Below are 14,440 nucleotides of genomic sequence, written 5' to 3' on the forward strand. Positions count from 1 at the left end.
TTATTGCGATATTTTAAATAGATTTTTAACTATTTTAAGCAGCTATTTAATTATTTTAAATAACTGGCAGGATTGACTGGCGTGCCACGATAACGAATTTGGAACTCAACAGCAGGTTGATTCAAATTATTGTCCGTCCCAACGGTACCGATGGTTTGACCCGCTTGCACCGTTTGGCGCTCTTGTACAGCAAAATTTCCCAAATGCGCGTAGGCACTAATGTAGTCGCTGTTGTGCTGAATCAGTATCAATTTGCCATATTCTGGCAAATCACTACCGACATACAGCACCGTACCTGGCTGGCTGGCGACAACATTTGCGCCGGCTTGTCCGCCAAACCACATACCCAGCGTACCTGTTTGCTGGTTAAACGGTCGCAATAGATTGCCAGTGGTAGGACGTAACCAACCTTGTGACAAGCTGCTGGTTGGCACGATGACTTGGTTTGGCATCGGTAACGGGGTTGATGAATTATTGGCTTGTCTAGGCGGGTAATAAGTCGGGTTAGACGGGCGGGATGATTGATTGACCGTCACCGGGCGAATGGTTGTTGGGCGATAAGAAGTGGGATTGCTTGCTGAGGTTAAAATCAAGCGTTGCCCTGGATAAATGGTATAGTTGCTATCGAGCCCATTGAGCGCGCCAACCCGACGATAATCTAGTCCATAAGTGGTGGCGATTTTGCTTAAAGTATCGCCGTTTCTGACAATATAATAGTTGGGGACACCCCGTACATACACAGGGCGCTTATCCACGGTCGTGATCTTCTGTGAAGCACAAGCGGTCATCAACACCGCCGTACAGGCTATCGCACTGAGTTTTACCAGTTTGGGCGTGCACAGGGTTTTATAAGTGGCAAGCATAACAGTCATTCCTAGCAAGTGATACAAAAAAAATTACAACAAGTCAGGGTATAGTAACTAACTTTTAACCACTTACAAAGTAACTGAAGTTAACAACAACGTTTCTTTGCCAAACGATAACAAATAGCAACATTTTGGACTCAAATGAAAAAATGGCGCAAAACCCCTTATTTATCCATTGCTTGCCATTCATCCATTGCCTAGCATTGCTAGCTATTTATACTGACTATTTAACGGGGCGATTAAATAGGGCGATAGAGTGTTATTCATGAATCATAAAGGGCTTGGCAGGGCTATATTTTTTTAGTTTTAAAAATAGCCAAATGCCCATGATCAAATTTATCACACCGACAATCGCAAATAGCATCGGCAGGCTCACGTTAACTAGCGTCAAACAAACAATCGAAAAAATCGCCGAACCCACCATAAATACGGCATTTAAAATATTGTTGGCACCGATAATGCGAGCACGGCTTGTTTCAGGTGAATAAGCTTGCATATAAGCGTATAAAGGTACAATATAAATACCGCCTGAAAAACCCAATAAAAACAAATCGACAAACACACGCATAGCACCCTGCGTGGCAAAAATCATACCGATACTATAGTGTGCGTTGTTGGCGAGTGGCGGCAAATGCATCGCTGAAAGCGTGAAATACAAGTCAATCGCAAAAATCGTCAATCCTGCAATCCCAAAGGGCAACAGCTTTAAACTCACTTGGTTTTTGGTCAGCGTTTTACATAACAGTGAGCCGAGCGCCGTACCGACAGAAAACAGCGTCAATAAAAATATCACGACGCTTTCATCGCCTAGCAAAATAGACTTACTAAATTCAGGTACTTGGGTCAAAAACGTGGCACCATAAAACCAAAACCAACTATTACCCAAAATGGTAAACCACATAATCGGCAAACGATATAGATTGGCGATGGTTTGCCAGCTAGTACGAAAGATATTCCAGTCGATGGTCAAATCAGGCTGTGGCGCAGTCATGACGGGAATAAACCGAGAAGCCAAGTAGCCCATAATCGCCACAAAAACCGTCACCCCAGATATCCAAAACAGCGGACTGTCTAATTTCATCAATACGCCAGCCAGCATCATCCCTGTCAAAATAGCCAGTGACGTGCCCATTTGGAACAGCCCATTGGCTCCTACCAACTCATCGGTAGTCATGGCTTGGGGTAGATAAGCATATTTGATAGGACCAAAAAACGTCGAATGGGTGCCCATCAAAAATAACGCAACAAATAATAGCGGATAAATCTCAAACACAAACCCAAATGCGGCAACTACCATGATGACGATTTCAAGGATTTTAATCAGCCTTGTCAGCCAAGATTTTTCATATTTATCAGCAATTTGACCCGCCAAGGCGGAAAACAAAAAAAACGGCAATACAAATAGCATCGCCGCCAGATTGTTGAGCAAACTGACACGCATCCCCAATTTTGCCGCTGCCATAAAGGTCAGTACTAGAATCAAACCTTGCTTAAATACATTGTCATTAAATGCCCCTAAAAACTGGGTAGCAAACATGGCGCTAAAGCGTTTGTATTTAAAAAGCGCAAATTGGGTACTCATGAGCAATCCTAGAAATGTCTGATGATGACTATCTTAACAAATATTTTACAAAGGGTTGCGAAAATGTTTGGTTAGTAAAATGTTTATGCTAAAATCGCCTAGTGCTCGCTCAAGGATTTGATTTTTATCATGAAACCAATAAATTTGCTACCCTATCGTCCGTCAACCCCATGGACCGATAACCCGTTTAGTTTTTTTTATGCCAGCTCTCCACTATCGTCCAATCCTTGTCCGTCAAATCCTTGCCAGAGCCCCGCCCATTCTAGCGTATCAAATCATTCGCTGTTTCGCTTGACCCCCATACGTTTGGCAATTACCTTGGTTAGTGTGGGTGTAGTGCCTGCTTGGGGGGCACAAACGCCAATAATGTCAGCTACTATTAATAGTTTAGCTAATACTTCAGCTCACAGCACAGTTAATACTTTAGCTAATAGCTCAGCGACGAATAGCACGCTAACCACTAGCAGCGCAGCGCAGACCACCGCCAATGACAGCAAGGGTAGCACGGCGCAAAATGCCATCCCTGCGGCAACTGCGCAAGACAGCATCACAACCGATGCCAACACCGCCCAGCCTTATCTGTATCAACTCAATCAGCAGCGTGTTGAAGATAAAATTGGTCAACAGCTCGATAATCAGACCTTGGCAGACTTTAATAATTTTAACCAACCTGTGGCGACGTTGAAACAAAATCAACCTAGTGTCGGCTACAGTAAAGCATTAGACCAAGCAACACCGCAGTCGGTTGCCAATCAAATCAACAATAGCAAGCCTGCACCCGTAAATACCCAATCCCAAGCGCAAGTCACTGAGCAGCTGACCGCCGAAAAACAGAATTTCGACGCGATTAATCAAAAGGTGAGCGAGCAAACCAATTTATCTAATCAAAATATCGCTAACCAAAATGTTGCTAATCAGAATGTTAGTAATCAAGGCGTTGCCAATGATGCCAGCAATATCAAATCCACCGACACCATCAATCCCAATGATTACTTGCCCGCCTATCAACAGCAAACAACGGCATTGACCACCCCACAAGCCAACTCAACCGTGACCGCAGAGTCGCAAGGCATCGTGGCGCGTTTGAAGAACAAAATCATTGGTCGCGGCGAAGGGCTAAACTATATTGATATCAGCTTTGCCAATGCAGATGCCAAACTTGAGCCTGCGCGCAATATCAAGGCAGCATTGGAAAAAGTGACCGTCGAATCGGTGTCGGATTTTAATGCCAGTGTGAACAAATTACGCCAAATTGCCAAAGATGCGGCAGAGGCGGTGGGTTTTTATGACACTAAAATTGCTTTTAAACATCTAGGCAAAGACAATATCCAAGTCAGCTTAGAGGTCGGCAAACCCGTCATCGTGCAAAATCGCATCATTGATATCCGTGGTGAAGGTGGGGAAGGCGATAACGCCCTGCCGGTGTATCCTGTGATAGAAAAAGAAATCCCGCCCAAAGAAGGGGATGTGTTCAGTCATGGTATCTATAAAGCCGCAAAGGCCACGATTGAAGGTGTCGCGCAAACCAATGGTTACTTCGATGCCAAATGGCTCAATAGTTCGGTGGATATTATTTTGCCGGACAATACCGCGGATGTTGACCTAATTTATGACACAAAGACTCGCTATCACTTTGATGATATAAAAATATATAGCATTGATAAGCAAGGCAATTTGACCGATGACCCAGATAAACTGCCTTTAAAGCCAAAGCTAATGAAAGCCTTAATGACGTACCAAAAAGGCGATGCCTACTATCAACCCTTTGTCAGCGAATTTACCAACAACTTGACTGCCACCCGTTATTTTAATGGGGTGGATGTGGATGTCATCATGCCATCGGACGAAGCAGCAAGTGATATCGCATTTGAACAATCGGGCTCGGCGACACTCAGCGATGCCAACAGCAGCAATACCACAGCCGACAATACCGCTGACACTTCTGATACAGCCGCCGGTATTTCACCCGCCAATTCAACCGATCAAAGTCTCGCATCTCAAAGCAACTCAGCTCAAAGTAACTCATCTCAAAATCAGTCATCGGAACTTCAATCCGCAGGTACTGTCGATAGCACGACACAAAAAACCGTCAATCAGGTGCAAGACCCCAATGACATTGCGCCGATTCAATTTGAAGTCGATGACTCGACCGAACAACGTCTCAATGCCATCAGCCGAAAAGCCAAAAACTTATTGGCCGCACCCGAAGATATGGAGTTATCACCCGAGGCTGAAAATAAAAGTAAAAATCCGCTGGTGGTCATCGCCAATGCGGTCAGTAAAACGGCAAAAAAACTGGATAAAGACAAAGACTTACCTATCAAACCACGAGAAGACCAAGTCATACCAAAGCTCACGCCACAACAAGTGTATGAAACAAAGCAAATCCCAACCTATGTGGTACTCAATGCCACCAAGCCGCATGAGGCACAGTTGGGTTTGGGTTATGAAACGGATGTGGGCGTGCGCTTGACTGGTAAATATCAAAACAACTTGGTTAACCGAAGTGGCTTGCAGACTGGGGCATCAGTAGCATTATCTAAAGTCGATCAAGCGGTGGAATTTAATGCCAGTTTACCCTATAAGCATCCCCTCAACGATAAACTAACAGGCACAGTCGGCTATCAACACAAAGAAGTTGATGACCTAGTCAACACCTTTGAAGCGGACACGGTCTATGCCAGTATCGCCCGCAATATTTATCATGATAGTGGTTGGAATCGCACCTATTCGCTGCGCTACCGCGGCGATAAACTCACAGTCGATCCTGAAAAATATAGCACCGATAGCTTGCCTTATCCTTTTAACAACTACGCATCGGATTATACCCAACAAGCCTTGTTAGCGGGTTATGCAATTAATAAAACGGTAGCAGACAATATGCTGACGCCAATGTGGGGTTATAGCCAACGTTATTCGCTTGAAGTCGGTGCTAAAGGGGCACTGAGTGACACCAATATGGCCATTCTACGTGCAGGTGGCACGGGGATGTATACTTTTGGCAAAGATAACAAACAACAAGTGATTGGGCGACTGGATTTGGGCTATCTATATAGCGGTGATTTTTATGATGTGCCTTATCGTTCACGCTTTTTTGCAGGCGGTGATTCTAGTATCCGCGGCTACAACACCGATAGTTTAGCACCGACCTATGGCGGCGAAAATTTCTTAGTCGGCGGTGATGCCTTAGCGGTAGGCTCAGCAGAGTATAACTATGAGTTTAGACCGAGCTTTCGTGGCGCTGTGTTTACTGACTTTGGTAATGCGTATGATACAACTGGCGAATATGATAACGCAACGGCGGTCAGTATCGGTACAGGTATCCGCTGGCAATCACCGATAGGCTTGGTACGGCTCGATGTGGCAAAAGGTCTGACAGGCGATAACAACGATGTCCGTTTACACTTCTTTATCGGTTCACCGCTATAACAGTTTGGCTAAAAATCACGGCATTATTTTGTGCAAGGTTTTTAGTCAAGATTTTTGGATAAAACTTTGCTAGTATGGAAGGTTTATCCAATATACCGCCCATATACAGCGCATAGAACCTGTGTTTTTGTAGTTAGCCAACGATTGATTTGCGATATTAATGAAAGACGACAACAACAACGAACCGTTACCCGAAGATGGCACAGATACAGATGTCACTAAGCCTGACGATAAATCGTTGGTAGATAACAATCCAGCAGCTAAAAATCTGGCAGCAAAAGATTTAGACATAAAAAACTCGGATACGGCAATCAGTGATGATTTAGACCCTGCAAAAAAAGAGGCGGGTTGGCTTCGGCACTGGTATCGACAGGGTTTTATCAGCAAAATTGTGATGGTGTTAGCCGTTATTTTGATTGCAATTTTGTTAGGGGCTTATTATGCCGTCGGCACCCCGTGGGGTACACGGTTACTTATCAATGCCATCGTTCAAGAAACAGGTATCAGCCTAACATACGGCAAAGGCAATCTTCGTGATGGTATCTGGGTGTATGATGTTAAAATCCCTGACAATCCCCCCAAAAATTATGTCGAAGTCACCGTTGATAAAGCCTATGTCAAAATTGGCTGGCGCGCCCTTATCAATAAACAAGTGCATCTGCGTGAAGCCAACATCAATCGCATGGTCATCACCTATAAAAAAACCCCTTCCAATAAACCCTTTGATTACCCACGCATTGCACTGCCTGTTAACTTAACCTTAGATGATGTAAAAGCAAATTTAGTGCGCTATCAGCAAGTGACTCGCGACCCCATCGATTTTAAACAAGCGCATATCCAAAAGTTTACTTGGTATGATACCCAAATCACGGTTGGCGAAGGCAAATTGGCGTATAACAATTTATTAAGCGTTGATAAAATCAAAGGCAAAATTGACCTGCAGCAGGATTATCCGCTGGATGTAACAGGACTGGTCATCGTCAATTCATTGTCAAAAGTGTATGTCGATGCGCTTGATACCCATGCCACAGGCAGTTTGAAATTTTTGACCGCGGATATAAATAGTAAATACAATCAATCGGATGTTACTGGGCATGTAACAGCGCAGCCGATGGATAAAAACGCGCCATTTAATGCCAAACTTGAATGGAAAGATGTGTTATTACCCTATGCCACCAGTCAAAACATCCACCTAAAAAATGGACTAGCGACCGCGACAGGGGTGACCAATAATATCCAGCTGCGTATCAATGCTGATTTGACTGCCAAAGATATCCCCGATGGGCATTACCAAGGTCGCGGCGTGATCGCCAATCAAAAACTCAGTATCGAATACCTCACGGCTAAAGTCGCGCAAGGCACATTAACGAGTCAAGGCACGATTGATTGGCATGACCGCACCCGTATTGCCCTGATGAATACAGGTAATGGCTTTAACATTCGTCAGTTGTTGCCAAAAGACATCGCCCCCTATGCGCCAGAGACTTTAACAGGCAAATTAGGCATCGTCTATGATGTGGCAACCGATAAATTGCCGATGCAAGTACGGGCAAATCTGCGCCAAAATGATGGTGAAATTATCAATGCCGATATCCGACAAGCCAAAGGCAACCGTAAACCTTATACAATCGATGCCAATTGGCAACAGCTAATACGTCACAATCTACCGAGTATTGGTGAGCTTAACAGTCCCAATGGCAAAGCGCACGTGATTTTTCAGCCGGCAGACGGCAAGCGAGCCAGCAGTGTACAAGCCCAAGTCAATGCCAATATACTAAAGCTCAATCAAGCCCCAAGCGGTAATTATCAAGTCAATGTCAACAAAACAGGTCAGCTGGTTGATATCACTCAATTGCTGTATCAAGGCGTGGCAGGTAATTTGGCAGGCAATGGTAAAATTAAACTAGCGAGCGGCAATCAGCCGTTAGCTTGGCAAATCAATGCCAAAACCAATCATTTAAACGCACACGGCATTTTAAATAGCATCCCGCTGCAAGACTTAACGGGCAATGTGGTTGCCAGCGGCACCCTGCAACAGATCCGCCAAGCCAATCGAGCGGTGTTGAACCGTCATGATGTCACTATCAACCAAATTGACATGACAGGGGATTTATTGGGCGCCAACAATAGCAAAAAACACTTAGCGTTAAAAGGCGCAGGCAAAGTACGTGCCGATGTACTCGGCAATAAGTTATCTTATATCGCCGCCAAATTTGATGGTAGCCTCAATGCGCCAAACGTACCCGCAGGCTCGTTTAAATTTGATATTGCAGGCACGCCACAACAGCTTAAAATTAATCAATTTAGCCATCAAGGTAAAGAAGGCTATATCAATGCCAACGGTAGCATTGATATGACCAATGGTATCGGCTGGCATATCAATGCCGACATGAAAAATTTTGATGCCAGCTATTTTGTGCCAAGTCTGCCAAGCCAAATCACCGGCACCATCAATACCGATGGCTATTGGCGGGCAGGCGCTCAGTACATTCATATCGCCAATATGAACCTCAAAGGCAGACTAAAAAATCAACCATTATTGGCAACGGGTCAATTGACCGCAAAACTGAATTTGCCAAAAGACCTCAGCACGCTGCGCCAAGTCATTGAAAATAGCGCCAATAATCAAAAATACGGACAAATCCGCCGTCTTGTTGAAAGTCTGCAAGCCAATAATCTGCTGGTACAATGGGGTAGCAATCGCATCACCGCCAATGGCAACCAAAACCAACTGGTGACCAGTGTCGATATCAGCACACTCAATCAGCTCATGCCGCAGCTAAAAGGTATCGTTAAAGGCGGTATTGTCTTAACCCAAGATAACAACCAAGCCCTGCCTAACATCTATGTGGATTTAGTCGGGCGTAACATTTCACTGCCAAACTTTGTGGTACTCGATGCCAAAGTCACCGGTAAATTGGTCAATCTTGCCAAATCACCCAGTCAGTTGCAATTGACTGCAACGGGTATCAACATCGCCAATCAACCGCTGCGCTCTGTGCAACTGTATTTTAACGGTACCCAAGACAATCACACCTTGGATGTCAAAGCAGATAGTACCAAAGGACAAGTGCAAGCGACGCTCAAAGGTCGTATCGATCTTGCCAAAAAACAGTGGTCGGGTCTGCTCGGTAATGGACAAATTGGTACCAAATATGCCAAGCTGCAACAGCTACAACCCGCACAAATGCTATTGGGCTGGCAAAACCTGAATGTGCAAATGGCGGCACACTGCTGGCAAATGGTTGGGCAAAACGGCAGCCTTTGTCTAAAAAACAACCTCGTTGTGAGTAATGAGCAAGGCAATGTCGATGTCAGCGTGCAACAAATTGATAGCCAAATTTTCTCTGTGGTGATGCCGCGTGATATCGCTTGGTCAGGAAAACTCAACGGCACCGCACTCGTTCATTGGCAGAAGAACCAACGACCCAGTATCAATGCCAGCTTCTTTACCGATAACGGCGTATTTGGTACGGCAGCACAAACCCCTGAAGAAAATCCAACGACCATTGCCTATGAGCGTATCAGTGTCATTGCGCGTTCAACCGCAGACGGGCTAAAACTTCGTGCAGATATCAAAACAGCCAATGGCGCGGGCAATGGTTATTTGGACGCCACCGTCAATCCCTACATACAGTCAAAACCGATTTCAGGCACCGTTGTTTTTCAAGATATTGACTTGGCGGTATTTAAACCTTTCTTCCCATCGTTTGAACGTTTGACAGGTAACGGTCTAGTGGCAGGTAAAATCAGTGGTTCATTAATGCAGCCCAAATTTGTTGGCGATATTGAGCTACAAGATGCCGGTCTTAGCATCACAGGCGTGCCGATGCGCTTTGATAAGATTAATGTGTTATCGCACGTGGCAGGCAATCAAGCCTCTATTGACGGGTCTTTTGCCAGTGCAGGCGATGGTCAAGGCACCATTACCGGTACAGTTGACTGGACACGTGAGCTGCAAGCCAAGCTGAAGCTGCAAGGTAAAGACTTGCAAGTGAGTCAGCCGCCTGCGATTACTGCCATTATTAATCCAATTTTTGATGTGATTGTCAAACCTAGCCAGCGCTACGTGAATATCGTCGGCGTGATTGATGTGCCTCGCGCCACCATTCGCCCCCCTGAGGCCACAGGCAATGTGGTGAGCAAATCCCCAGATGTTAACGTGATTGATAGACGCTTGATGGGTCAGATTGATGACGTACTAAAAGTCACCCAACCTTGGAATATCAACGCGGATGTGGGTGTCGATCTCGGCGAGCGCATAAGTTTCCAAGGTTTTGGGGCACGCTTACCATTGGCGGGTGCGCTGCATATCACCCAGCGCGGTCAAGGCACCATGAAAGCAGAAGGGGTGGTGCAAGTATCACGCCGCTCAAAAGTCGAAGTGTTTGGGCAAAGCTTGAATCTAAACTTTGCGCAAGTTCGGTTCAATGGTGAAGTGATGAAACCACTGCTAAACGTAGAGGCAGTTAAAGATGTGCAAGGTGTACAAGTGGGCGTCAAAGTCAAAGGTAGTGCCAGCACGCCAAGTATCACCGTGTTTAATAATGGCGGACTCAGTGAACAGCAGGCGATGAATGCGTTGGTGACGGGTAGCCTAAATAACAATTCAGGTCAAACTACCAACGAACAAGACTTTAGAAACCGCGTCAACAATACCATTGCCGCAGCAGGGTTAAGTTATGGCTTAAGCGGAACGCGCAAATTTACCAACCAAATTGGTCAGGCATTTGGGTTGCAGCGTTTAACGTTAGACGCCAATGGCTCGGGCAATGATACTTTGGTCAGTCTAACAGGGTATATCACGCCAGACTTGTTTATACGCTATGGGGTAGGCGTGTTCACCTCGCGACCTGAGCTTAGTATGCGTTATCAATTAACAAGACGCTTGTATATTGAGTCTAAATCTGCCATCAATAACTCTGTCGATTTGATTTATAACTGGCGCTATTAATGGGTTGATAAACAGTAAAAAGGCTGAGTTAATGCTCAGCCTTTTTTGGTTTCACTGTTTGTTGGTTTCACGGTTTGTTGGTTTTACTGTTTTTTAGCTTAAGTTTTGGTTAAGGACACCAATTACGGACGCCATAAAACAGCACTTGCGCCTGTTTGATACAGCGATTGAGATAATCTTGTTTACCTTGTACCTCTGTGGGGTCAAATTTGAGCCATTGATACACCCAAGAAAAATACATATTCACGCCCATATCTGCAATCAACAAGCGTACTTCTTGATTTAAATGTCCAAAGGCAGGTTGCATCGCCAAATCATCGGTCATGATTTGCGCAAACAAGCTGATTTGCTCATCAAGTGCATTTTGCACAGCTTGGTTGCCACCATAGCGCTCAGAGACAATAAAGTGCCAGTGCAATGACGCGTGCTCCACACTTTCTAAAAAGAAACCCACGCTTGAGGCAATTTGACCTTCATGCGTTCGGGTGCGACCCAGCTGCAAATGATCGCGCAGACTTTGCAGCGTGTGACCGAGTTCTTCATTGACTAAGCAGGTGCCAAGCTCATCGATATCCTGAAAATGTCGATAAAAAGCCGTTGGCACTACGCCCACTTCGCGGCTAATCTGGCGAAGTGAAATCGACGAAAACGCATGCCCTGACCTCGATAACTGAAGCACCGATTGAAAAAAGGCTTGACGGGTTTGGCGTTTTTGCAAGTCACGGCTAGTCATTAGGTATCCAATCAGCGGGTTAAATAAGGAAAAATATTCTAAGCCGAAAACGCCAAATATACAATCGTTGACGATTGACGATTGATGATTGAAGCTCAGCGATGAGGTTTAAATATTCACCGACCAATTGCCCTTTAATGCTTGCGCGAGCCGATAGGCTTCATGATCATTCATGCCAGTCAGCATGTCTAAAATACACAACATATTTTGATAAACATCATCCCCTAACTGCCGACTAACATTGCTTAAATGGGCATTTAATAGATTAAGCAGTCGTAATTGCTCAAACTGAGAAATACTGTCTGTGGAATCACCCGTCAACGCCAGCGGCATAAACGCATCAAGTAGCGTATGTAAACAGCGGTTCGACATGATTTCAACCCGTACTTTGCTTGGATGTTGAAAAATACGGGTATGGGCTAGGCTTTTGGCTTCACTGATACTACTGCGTACGTTATTGGGGCAGTAGTCAAATAAGCTGCCCGTCAGCTCACCTGCCAATAAAGCAGCTTGGTTGGCAACAAACGCATCAGTGACTTTGTCTACCAATCGCCGCATTGCTCGCCCCCGTAGTGCGGCTAATTTTTGGCTGATAGGCGCATTAGTCGTGACTTCAGATGGTACCCCAAGCCGTTTACCGACGAGTTTGAGCAGCAGTGGCTCAACTTCATGATACGCTAACATACCCAGTAAAATCCCATCTTCCAAATCAATCAGCGCATAACAGATATCATCGGCGGCTTCTAGCAAATAAGCCAATGGATGCCGCGCATAACCTCTTAGGGTCTTGGGTAGTCGCAGCTGCTCCGCCAAATCATGCAAAAACGGCGCTTCACTTTCAAAACAGCCAAATTTCTTGAGCGTTAAGGGCGAGGGCAGTAAGTCACTGTCACTGACTGAATTGATAGGGGTGGAAAGATAAGGGTATTTCATAAAAGCGCCCAGCGTCGCCGCTGTCAAGCGCATGCCACCTTCATCGGGATGATGCTCGTTACGGGTCAGCAGTCGAAAACCTTGCGCATTGCCTTCATACGCTAATAAATCTATTTGCTGGCGTGGGGTAAGCCGCCTTAGATATTGGCGCTGCGCAGGCTGAAAAAACCAATCTCGAATCGCCTGCTCACCTGCATGCCCAAACGGGGGGTTACCGATGTCATGTGCCAAACAAGCTGCCTGCACAATGACTCCCATGTCCGAAATCGTAAAGCCGCTTGGCAAGTTATTACCGAGTTTCTCCGCGCTCATCATCCCTAGCGAGCGACCAATACAAGACACTTCAAGCGAATGGGTTAAGCGGGTATGAATACCCATCTCATGAGTTAACGGATGCACTTGGGTTTTTTGATTCAATTGGCGAAAAGATTGCGAAAAAACCAGCCTGTCATAGTCCTTATGAAATGCCGTCCTTGACATCTTGGATTGGGTAAACTGATTGCTATGATAGATAGGTTTGGCAGATAACAGCGCTTGCCACTGCTTGTGTGTATTTTTTTTCATTATTATTTTCAGTCTTACAGAAAAATGGGGTGGATGGGATTAACTAACTAGCTAATTGATTCTAGCTAGATAATTGATTATTAACCAGTTTGGATGAATATTTTTTCAAAGATTTGACGACACTATACCATTTATCGCAAAAAATGACCAAATAGGAACTTTTCTGATAAAACAATTGTGTAATTTTTTATTATTGTTATAATTTAGTAATAAATACATTGTAGAATGTAATCAATATAAGATAAATGTAATATTTGATTACCTTTGTAAATTGCTTTTATAGCCCTACCACGCATAGTTTTCGGTCTATGTCGTATATGGATAGTTGCTAAGTAACACGATGAAATTTAATCGGTTAAATTTCAAATTTTTTAGGACACAATTTATGATCCATCAAGCTAACAATACGAACGATAAAGATGCCGATGATAGTGTAGAAGTGACGCGCCATCAATCCAAAATCAACATTCATAGTGTTGTGCTGGTGATTATGTTAGCGCTCGTGGTGACATTTTTGATGGTGGTTGGGGTCAGTTATCTGTATGAAGCCAACAACTTAAAAGGACAGTCATCAAAATATTTATGTCCGTCAGCGTCTGCCGTACAAGTGGGTATATGCATTAAAAGCTAATAGTGGGTTTGCTATTAGGCGTGAATGGTTATTATATCTGCCGACTGGGTTAATCCAGTCGGTTTTTTAATGGCTAAGTTCAAGGGCTTTGAATTGAAATGCTTTAAATTAAAGCGCTTTTAGCTGATAAATGCCGGCAAAAATTTGCCCCATTTTTTTATATTTAAGTGGCTCAAGTGACGCGGTAAAAGATTCTAACAGGTGGCTATGATCTTGATCGCTTTCGATATACAGTAATGTCTGCGGATGAATTAACTGATGGTTGATTAACCCATGCAAAATTGTATCCCATAACGCTAGTTGATAAGGCGGGTCGATAAACACCACATCAAACGGCTCGGTGTTTGCCAGTTGTGTTAAGGCATGTTGTATCGTAGCTTCCATTGTCACAATTTTTGTATCAGCAATACCTAACAGGGATTGGGTGGCTTTAATTTGCCTACATTGCTCATGGATAGGCTCGATAGAAGTTAACTGCTTGGCACCCCGCGACAAGGCTTCAAAACCGAGAACCCCACTACCAGCACAGCAATCTAGTACCTTGGCATTGACTAAATCATCGGCAAGCCAGTTAAATATTGTCTCTCGGACACGGTCGGGGGTTGGTCGCAACCCATCGGCATCGATAAACGCTACCAAACGCCGACGATACTCGCCGCCGATAATACGCACGTGAGAAACTGGCGGGGATTTGGTCGCTTTATTGGGTCGTTTGCTAATTTTGGACATCATAGTTCGGACATCATAG

The 14,440-nt window shown here is 44.7% G+C and carries 8 protein-coding genes; 3 read left to right on the top strand and 5 right to left on the bottom strand.

The window, feature by feature from the left end:
* Nucleotides 1-50: 50 nt before the first annotated feature.
* The gene (locus ACAM37_RS04025) at nucleotides 51-863 is read right to left on the bottom strand and encodes a M23 family metallopeptidase (RefSeq protein ID WP_135888950.1); all 813 of its coding nucleotides are present in this window, start codon (nucleotides 861-863) and stop codon (nucleotides 51-53) included.
* A 262-nt stretch (nucleotides 864-1,125) separates the two neighbouring features.
* Nucleotides 1,126-2,448, bottom strand: coding sequence for an MFS transporter (locus tag ACAM37_RS04030; RefSeq protein ID WP_369626637.1), 1,323 nt, complete (start codon nucleotides 2,446-2,448; stop codon nucleotides 1,126-1,128).
* A 129-nt stretch (nucleotides 2,449-2,577) separates the two neighbouring features.
* On the opposite strand from ACAM37_RS04030, the gene ACAM37_RS04035 reads away from it, so the two are divergent.
* Together ACAM37_RS04035 and ACAM37_RS04040 are read left to right on the top strand one after the other, a co-directional pair.
* Nucleotides 2,578-5,877, top strand: a complete 3,300-nt coding sequence (locus ACAM37_RS04035; RefSeq protein ID WP_369626638.1) for a BamA/TamA family outer membrane protein — start codon at nucleotides 2,578-2,580, stop codon at nucleotides 5,875-5,877.
* Between the two features lie 160 nt (nucleotides 5,878-6,037).
* Nucleotides 6,038-10,831, top strand: a complete 4,794-nt coding sequence (locus tag ACAM37_RS04040; RefSeq protein WP_369626639.1) for a translocation/assembly module TamB domain-containing protein — start codon at nucleotides 6,038-6,040, stop codon at nucleotides 10,829-10,831.
* A gap of 109 nt (nucleotides 10,832-10,940) precedes the next feature.
* On the opposite strand, the gene ACAM37_RS04045 is transcribed toward ACAM37_RS04040, so the two are convergent.
* Both ACAM37_RS04045 and ACAM37_RS04050 read right to left on the bottom strand, forming a co-directional pair.
* Nucleotides 10,941-11,564 carry a TetR family transcriptional regulator gene (locus ACAM37_RS04045; protein ID WP_065263795.1) on the bottom strand — a complete coding sequence of 208 codons (624 nt, stop codon included), beginning with the start codon at nucleotides 11,562-11,564 and terminating at the stop codon, nucleotides 10,941-10,943.
* Between the two features lie 108 nt (nucleotides 11,565-11,672).
* A complete protein-coding gene (locus ACAM37_RS04050) occupies nucleotides 11,673-13,061 on the bottom strand; it encodes a deoxyguanosinetriphosphate triphosphohydrolase (protein ID WP_369626640.1) in 1,389 nt (462 codons plus the stop codon).
* 385 nt (nucleotides 13,062-13,446) lie between these two features.
* Here ACAM37_RS04050 and ACAM37_RS04055 point away from each other — a divergent pair, with 385 nt between their 5' ends.
* The gene (locus tag ACAM37_RS04055; RefSeq protein ID WP_007115268.1) at nucleotides 13,447-13,692 is read left to right on the top strand and encodes a hypothetical protein; all 246 of its coding nucleotides are present in this window, start codon (nucleotides 13,447-13,449) and stop codon (nucleotides 13,690-13,692) included.
* 108 nt (nucleotides 13,693-13,800) lie between these two features.
* On the opposite strand, the gene rsmD is transcribed toward ACAM37_RS04055, so the two are convergent.
* Complete coding sequence (gene rsmD, locus ACAM37_RS04060; RefSeq protein WP_369626641.1) at nucleotides 13,801-14,424, bottom strand: 16S rRNA (guanine(966)-N(2))-methyltransferase RsmD; 624 nt, start codon at nucleotides 14,422-14,424, stop codon at nucleotides 13,801-13,803.
* Nucleotides 14,425-14,440: the final 16 nt, after the last annotated feature.

The sequence above is a fragment of the Moraxella sp. K23 genome (genome assembly GCF_041154765.1).
Taxonomy (GTDB): Bacteria; Pseudomonadota; Gammaproteobacteria; order Pseudomonadales; family Moraxellaceae; genus Faucicola; species Faucicola tetraodonis.

Excerpts from the sequence above, each read along its gene's own strand:
- ACAM37_RS04030 (WP_369626637.1), bottom strand. The coding sequence starts at position 2,448 with ATGAGTACCCAATTTGCGCTTTTTAAATACAAACGCTTTAGCGCCATG.
- ACAM37_RS04050 (WP_369626640.1), bottom strand. The coding sequence starts at position 13,061 with ATGAAAAAAAATACACACAAGCAGTGGCAAGCGCTGTTATCTGCCAAA.
- ACAM37_RS04055 (WP_007115268.1), top strand. The coding sequence starts at position 13,447 with ATGATCCATCAAGCTAACAATACGAACGATAAAGATGCCGATGATAGT.
- ACAM37_RS04035 (WP_369626638.1), top strand. The coding sequence starts at position 2,578 with ATGAAACCAATAAATTTGCTACCCTATCGTCCGTCAACCCCATGGACC.
- ACAM37_RS04045 (WP_065263795.1), bottom strand. The coding sequence starts at position 11,564 with ATGACTAGCCGTGACTTGCAAAAACGCCAAACCCGTCAAGCCTTTTTT.
- ACAM37_RS04025 (WP_135888950.1), bottom strand. The coding sequence starts at position 863 with ATGCTTGCCACTTATAAAACCCTGTGCACGCCCAAACTGGTAAAACTC.
- rsmD (WP_369626641.1), bottom strand. The coding sequence starts at position 14,424 with ATGATGTCCAAAATTAGCAAACGACCCAATAAAGCGACCAAATCCCCG.
- ACAM37_RS04040 (WP_369626639.1), top strand. The coding sequence starts at position 6,038 with ATGAAAGACGACAACAACAACGAACCGTTACCCGAAGATGGCACAGAT.